General features: G+C 75.4%; 4 protein-coding genes. 1 reads left to right on the top strand and 3 read right to left on the bottom strand.

Annotated features, from left to right (window positions below; all coding sequences use genetic code 11):
* The coding region (locus IE312_RS12745) for a glycoside hydrolase family 3 protein (protein ID WP_229899618.1) at positions 1-2,024 on the top strand (2,024 nt) is incomplete at its 5' end.
* A gap of 91 nt (positions 2,025-2,115) precedes the next feature.
* Here IE312_RS12745 and IE312_RS12740 read toward each other — a convergent pair.
* The 3 genes from IE312_RS12740 to IE312_RS39740 all read right to left on the bottom strand — a co-directional run.
* The gene (locus tag IE312_RS12740) at positions 2,116-3,561 is read right to left on the bottom strand and encodes an aldehyde dehydrogenase family protein (RefSeq protein WP_189981229.1); all 1,446 of its coding nucleotides are present in this window, start codon (positions 3,559-3,561) and stop codon (positions 2,116-2,118) included.
* Positions 3,562-3,702: 141 nt separating this feature from the next.
* On the bottom strand, positions 3,703-5,292 hold the full coding sequence (locus tag IE312_RS12735) for a PucR family transcriptional regulator (RefSeq protein WP_189981227.1): 1,590 nt from the start codon (positions 5,290-5,292) through the stop codon (positions 3,703-3,705).
* Between the two features lie 107 nt (positions 5,293-5,399).
* A partial coding sequence (locus tag IE312_RS39740) for an ATP-binding protein (protein WP_229899616.1) occupies positions 5,400-6,449 on the bottom strand: 1,050 nt, incomplete at its 5' end.

The raw sequence follows: 6,449 nt of genomic DNA, 5'->3' as shown, positions 1-6,449 counted from the left end.
GCGTGGACAGCTTCACCGACCACGGCACGGACGCCTCGCTCGTCACCGCGCGGGTCAAGGGAGCCCTGGAGCAGGGCCTGCTGACCGGGGCCGACCTCGACACCGCGGTCCGCCGCCAGCTCTCCGTCCGTTACCGGCTCGGCGAGTTCGACCCGCGCTACGACCCGCACGCGGCCACCGGCGAGTTCGACACCCCCGCCCACCGGGCCCTCGCGCGGGAGGCCGCCGAGCAGGCGATCGTGCTGCTGAAGAACGACGACGGCCTGCTGCCGCTCGCCCCGGACACCCGGATCGCGGTCGTCGGCCTGCTCGCCGACGAGTGCAAACTCGACTGGTACAGCGGCACCCTGCTGCACCGCTCCACCCCCCTGGAGGGCGTGTACGAACGCTTCGGCGCCGAGCGCGTGGAGTTCGCGGAGGGCGTGGACCGCGTCCGGCTGCGGACGGCGGCGGGCGCCTTCCTGTCCGTGCCGCCGGCGGACGCCCCCGACCGGGCGCGCGGCACCGAGGGCGCGCTGGACCCCGCCCTGCTGTCGGGCCGCACCGACCTGCCGCCGCTCACCGCCGACGCGACCGGCACCGAGTTCGCGCTGGCCGACTGGGGCGAGGGGGTGCTCACCCTGCGCGCCCCCGACGGCCGCTACCTCTCGGTCGCCGACGACGGCCGTCTGCGCGCCTCCGCCGACCAGCCCGGTGGCTGGGTCGTCCAGGAGACCTTCCGTCTCGAACCGCACGGCGGGGGTCACCTCCTGAGGCATCTGGGCACGGGCCGCCATGTCCGGGTCGCCGCCGACGGGGCGGAGGTTGCCGGGACCGGTGACGTCTTCGAGGTGGTGACCGTCGAGCGGGGCGAGGACGCCGTGGCCCGGGCGGCGGCCGCGGCGGACGTCGTGGTGGTGGCGGCCGGCAACGACCCGCACATCAACGGCCGGGAGACCGAGGACCGTACGACCCTGCTGCTGCCGGAGCACCAGCGCCGGCTGCTGCGCGCGGCCCGCGCTGCCAACCCGCGCACCGTCCTGGTCCTGGTGTCGGCGTACCCGTACGCGGTGGACACGGCCCGGGTGCCGGCCGCGCTGTGGACCGCGCACGGCGGGCAGGCGGCGGGCACGGCCCTGGCCCGGGTGCTGGCCGGCGACGTCTCCCCCGCCGGCCGGCTGCCCCAGACCTGGTACGCCTCCGACGCCGACCTGCCCGACCTCCTCGACTACGACGTGATCGGCAGCCGCCAGACCTACCTGTACTTCGAGGGCACCCCGCTCTTCCCCTTCGGCCACGGCCTGTCGTACGCGTCCTTCGGCTACGCCGGCCTCGCGGCCCGGGTGGCGGACGACTCGGTGCGGGTCGGCTGCATGGTCACCAACACCGGGGGGCGGACGGCGGACGAGGTGGTCCAGCTCTACGGCCGGGCGGTGGACCCGTCCGTGCCCCGGCCGCGCCGCGAACTGCTGGCCCACCGCCGGATCACGCTCGGCCCCGGTGAGACGGCCGCCGTCTCCTTCGACGTCCCGCTCTCCGCGATGGAGTTCTGGGACGTGCGGCTGGGCGGCTGGCGCCTGGAGCGGGGCCCGTACGAGCTGCTGGTGGGCGCCTCGAGCGAGGATGTGCGGCTGCGCACCACCGTGCAGCTGGACGGGGCGCCCCCGGCCCTCCGCCCCGTGCTCCGACGCGGCCTGCGGGGCGCGGACTTCGACGAGCAGTCCGGTACCGCGATCGTGGACCGGACGCGCACGGCGGGCGACGCGGTGACCCCGGCCCGCGACGGCCGGGCCGAACTGGTCTACCGGGCCTGCGACTTCGGCGCGGGCGTGCGCGAGGTGACCGCGCGGGTGGCGGGCGAGGGCACCCTGGAGATCGCCCTGGACGGCGGCCCCGTGCTGGCGGCCCTCACCCTGGGGACCCCCACGGCCGACGCCTACACCTACACCACCCTGACCACCGCCCTGACCGCCGGGGGCGTCCACGACGTCCACCTCGGCCTGCACGGCCCGCTACGGCTCGCCCACGTCGGCTTCCGCGACTGAGGGCCCGCCCAAGCGCGTCCGGGGACGAGAACGGCCGCAGCCCCCGCACAGTGGGCTGCGGCCGTTCCGTTCTCGGCCTGTCCGTGACAGGTCAGAGCGCGAGACCGGTGAGGACCAGTACGCGCTCGTAGGTGTAGTCCTCCATCGCGAACCGCACGCCCTCGCGGCCGACGCCGGACTGCTTGGCGCCGCCGTACGGCATCTGGTCGGCGCGGTAGGACGGAACGTCGCCGATCACCACACCGCCGACCTCGAGGGCGCGGTGGGCGCGGAAGGCCACCTGCAGGTCGTGGGTGAACACGCCCGCCTGGAGGCCGTACTTGGAGTCGTTGACCGCGGCGAACGCCTCGGCCTCGCCGTCCACCTTCTGCACGGTGAGGACCGGTCCGAAGACCTCCTCGCAGGCCAGGGTGGAGCCGGCGGGTACGTCGGTGAGCACGGTCGGCGCGTACGAGGCGCCGTCACGGTCGCCGCCGGTGAGCAGCGTGGCGCCGGCCTCGACGGCCTCCTTGACCCACGCCTCGACGCGCCGGGCGGCGTCCTCGCTGACCAGCGGGCCGACATCGGTCTTGTCGTCGGCGGGGTCGCCGGTGACCTGGGCCTCGACGGCGGCGACGATGCGCGGCAGCAGGCGGTCGTGGACGGAGGCGTCCACGATGACGCGCTGCACGGAGATGCAGGACTGGCCGCCCTGGTAGTTGGAGAAGGTCGCGATGCGGGTCGCGGCCCAGTCCAGGTCGGCGTCGGAGGCCCAGTCGCCGAGGACGACCGCGGCGCCGTTGCCGCCCAGCTCCAGCGTGCAGTGCTTGCGCGGCACCGAGTCCATGATCGCGTAACCGACCTTCTCGGAACCGGTGAAGGAGATGACCGGCAGCCGCTCGTCCTGGACGAGGGCGGGCATCTTGTCGTTCGGCACCGGCAGGATGCTCCACGACCCGGCCGGCAGGTCGGTCTCGGCGAGCAGGTCGCCGAGGATCAGACCGGACAGCGGGGTGGCCGGGGCCGGCTTGAGGATGATGGGGGCGCCGGCGGCGATCGCCGGGGCGACCTTGTGGGCGCACAGGTTCAGCGGGAAGTTGAACGGCGCGATGCCGAGGACGACACCCTTCGGGAAGCGGCGGGTGAGCGCCAGCCGGCCCTGGCCGCCGGCGTCCGTGTCGAGCCGCTGGGCCTCACCGCCGTTGAACCGGCGGGCCTCCTCGGCGGCGAACCGGAACACCGAGACGGCGCGGCCGACCTCGCCGCGGGCCCACTTGATCGGCTTGCCGTTCTCAGCGGAGATCAGCTGGGCGATCTCCTCGGTGCGCTCGGCCAGCCGCTTGCTGACGTGGTCCAGGGCGGCGGCGCGGACGTGCGCCGGGGTGGCGGCGAACTCGTCGCGGACGGCGTACGCGGCGGCCACGGCCTCCTCGACCTGGGCGTCGGTCGGCACGCCGACCTTGCCCACGAGACGGCCGTCCCACGGGGAGGTGACGTCGAAGGTGTCCTCGCCGGTGACCTGGCGGCCGGCGAGCCAGAAGGCATGGGTGGAAGTCATGTACGAGTCCCGGCCCTTCCGCGTTGGGGGTGTGCTGCTTGCCGTGGTCCACGGTAGGTCGGCGGCGGCCGGGGGTCGTTTGTCCGAGTCGTAGCACTGCGCCGACCAGGCACTACTGTTTGGCCTACTCGGCGCCGCCCCCTACTCCGCGGAGGTCGCCTTCAGGGAGAGCCACAGCTCCATCCGCACGTCCGGGTCGTCCAGGCTGCGCCCCAGGATCTCCTCGACGCGGCGCATCCGGTACCGCAAGGTGTGCCGGTGCACCCCCAGGTCGGCCGCCGCCGCATCCCACTGCCCGTGCCGCGACAGCCACGCCCGCAGCGAGGCCACCAGGTCCCCCCGGCCCGTCGCGTCGTGCTCCCGCAGCGCCCGCAGCAGCCCGTCGGCGAACGCCTTCACCGCGTCGTCGGCCAGCAGCGGCAGGACGGAGCCCGCGGCCAGCTGCTCGTGCTCCACGAACACCCGGCCCCGCCGCCGCGCCACCGACAGCGCCTGCTCGGCCTGCTTGTAGGCCGCCGCCGCCGCGATCGGACCGGCGGGCGCCGACAGACCGACGACCGGCACGTCCTCCTCGATCCGGCCCTGCTCGGCCCCCGCGCGCTCGGCCTCCCGCGCCGCCGCGTACGCGGCGCACGCCGCCACCGCCGCGCCCTCGTCCGCGGCCAGCACCACCAGCCGCTCCCCCTCCGGCACCACGAGCACGGCCTCGCCGGCGCGCGCCGCGGCGGACTCCACCGCCTCCGCCAGCTCGCCCAGCGGCTCGCCCGCCGCACCCGGCCCCGACCCCGGCCCCGACTCGGCGACGATCATCCGGAACGGGGCGTCCAGCAGCCCGCCGTACAGGTCCCCGGCGACCGCCCGGGCGTGGTCGGGCTCCCCGGCTAGGAGCATGCGCAGCACCGCCGTACCGACGCGCTGCTCGGCCGCCTGCAGGGAGCGCGAGCGTTCCGTGGTGAGGGTCAGCAGGGCGATGGCGGAGTGGACGGCGTACCGCTCGGCGGTGCCCAGCGCGGCGGCCGTCCCCACGGCGAGCGCGGCGCGCGGGCGCCGGCCGGTGCCGAGGCTGTGCAGCTCCACCCGGTCCTCGTGCTCGGGGCCGCCGACGACGGAGGACGCCGGCGCGGACCGCTCCCGCAGCCGTTCCACCTCGGCGGTGAGCCGGGCCGCGCGCCGGCCGGCCCACTCGGGCGCGGCGGCCACGACGGCGCCCGAGGCGTCGTACAGCGCGGCCCAGCCGTCCACCTGGGCGGCGAGCACGGTGAGCACGCCCTCGGGGCCGGCGTTCAGCGCCTGCCTGGTCAGCTCCCGCTGGGCGGCGAAGCCCGCCGTGACCGCGCGGTACTGGTCGGCGGCGATCGCCGCGGAGACGGCCTTGCTGATGGCGAGGAAGGGGGTGCGGCGGGGGACCTCCAGCAGCGGCAGCCCCTCCTGCGCGCAGGCGCCGACCAGGGCCTCGGGGACGTCCTCGTAGTTCACCCCGACCGCGAACCCCAGCCCGACCACCCCCGCGCCCACGAGCCGCCGCACGTACCGCCGCATGGCCTCCGGGTCCTCCGCGTCCAGCTTGAGTGCGGTGATCAGGAGCAGCTCGCCGCCCTCCATGTAGGGCACCGGGTCGGCCAGCTCGCTGACGTGCGCCCAGCGGACGGGCACGTCCAGGCGGTCCTCGCCCGCGCGCACGGTCAGCTTCAGCGCGGAGTGGTGGACGAGCGAGGCGAGAGTCGGGGGCATGGGGCCTTCACGGTGAGGGAGATCCGTCGATCCCGGTGATCTTTTGGCCGCCGTGTATGAACGGCCCACCCAGATTCTGCCTCACCGTACGACCCCGCGCCCGCCTCTCACCCCCGCAGATCCACCAGCAACGGCGGCGCGTGCTCGCCCTGCACGGTGGTCAACGACAGCACGGCGTGCCCCGGCGGCACAGAGTGCGCCAACTCGGAAGCCGACCACCGCTCCCGCTCGACCTGCCGCACGGTGACGGCGCGCGCGGTGGGCGCCTGGCCCGTGATGACCCGGCGCAGCATGTGCACGGCCTTGCCGGCCGGGGTCTCGGCGATGATCTGCCGGTCGGTGACGTCCCGGGTCTCCGTCCACTCCTTGCCCCACACCTCGGCGAAGTCCTGCCCGTCCCACGGGGTGAGCCCGGACAGCGCCATCCGGCAGCCCGCGGCGCCGAGCAGCGGACCGCGCAGCGGCCGGGGCACGTCGTCCAGGGTGCGCAGCGTGAGTACCGTGCCGGCGTTGGCGCTGCGCAGCCGCTGGATGCCCCGGACGGCCTCCGGCGTGACGACCCCGGTGGCGTCGTCGAGCAGCAGGCAGGCGAAGAGCGACCGGTCCTCGCGGGCCGTCACGGAGGTCGTGAACTGGGCCAGCACCAGCCGGGCCAGGATCCGGGAGGCGTCGGCGTGGCCGCGCTGGGGCAGGTCGATGCGGACCCGTACCGGGTGGTCGAGGGCCCGCAGCGAGAACGGCCGGGTCTGCCCGGAGGTGTCGAAGAAGGCGGCGAACGCGGGTCGGTCCAGCAGGGCGATCCGGTCGGCGAGGACCGAGCCCACGTCGCCCGGATGGGCCATCTGCCGCTCCCGGGCGTCGAGCTCCCTGAGCAGCGGGGCCTGCCCGGCATCGGTCAGGGCCTTGCGCAGCGCGGCCAGCGGTCCGGGGGCGCCGTCGAGCAGTTGCCGCAGCTCCGGTACGGAGGGGAAGCGGTCGTGGACGGCACGGAAGGGACCGAGCAGCTGGGCGAGGACGGTGGTGGAGCGGCGGCTGTCGCTGCCCGGGTGCGGGTCGGCGAGGTCGCCGACGAGGGCCTCGGCGAGTATGGCGGCGGCCTCGTCGGGGTCCGTGGTACCGCCGTAGAGGTCGAGGTCGTACTCGGAATCGGGGTGGCC

Source organism: Streptomyces capoamus (assembly GCF_014654935.1).
Taxonomy (GTDB): domain Bacteria; phylum Actinomycetota; class Actinomycetes; order Streptomycetales; family Streptomycetaceae; genus Streptomyces; species Streptomyces capoamus.
This window is presented reverse-complemented; position numbering and strand designations above follow the sequence as displayed.